Below are 584 nucleotides of genomic sequence, written 5' to 3'. Positions count from 1 at the left end.
CTGCCGATCTCCGGGCTGACCGCCTGGCAGGGCCTCTTCGACCACGGCCGCCTGACCACAGGCCAGACCGTCCTGATCCACGGCGCCGCCGGCGGCGTCGGCTCGGTCGCGGTCCAGCTCGCCCGCGAGGCCGGCGCCCGCGTCATCGGCACCGGCCGGACCTCCGGCCGGGACAGAGCACTCGCACTCGGCGTCGACACCTACATCGACCTGCAGACCGAGAACCTGCAGGACGCCGGCCAGGCCGACGTCGTGTTCGACGTGATCGGCGGCGACATCCTCGACCGCTCGGCCGCCCTGGTGAGGGCCGGCGGCACCCTCGTCACCATCGTCACACCACCCAAGATCCAGCCCAGGCAAGCGCGGGCGGTGTTCTTCGTCGTCGAACCCGACCGCGCCCGGCTCACCGAGCTCGCCACCCGGCTCAGGGACGGCCGGCTCAAGCCACTCATCGGCGCGGTGCGGCCCCTCACCGAGGCACCCGCCGCGTTCAGCCCCGACAAACCCACCCCCGGCAAGACGATCATCCGCATGACCGAAGACTGAAAGGGAGACCGATCGTGATCGCCATGCGCATCACCGGC

1 protein-coding gene is annotated in these 584 nt (G+C 71.7%); it reads left to right on the top strand.

Going from position 1 to position 584, the window contains the following annotated elements; genetic code table 11:
* The coding region (locus tag R2S09_RS40200) for an NADP-dependent oxidoreductase (protein ID WP_316746236.1) at positions 1-546 on the top strand (546 nt) is incomplete at its 5' end.
* Positions 547-584 lie beyond the last annotated feature (38 nt).

It is taken from the genome of Streptomyces sp. MK7 (assembly GCF_032658145.1).
Classification (GTDB): Bacteria; Actinomycetota; Actinomycetes; order Streptomycetales; family Streptomycetaceae; genus Streptomyces; species Streptomyces spiralis.
The sequence above is the reverse complement of the archived record's forward strand: the minus strand, read 5'-3'. Positions and strand labels throughout refer to the sequence as shown.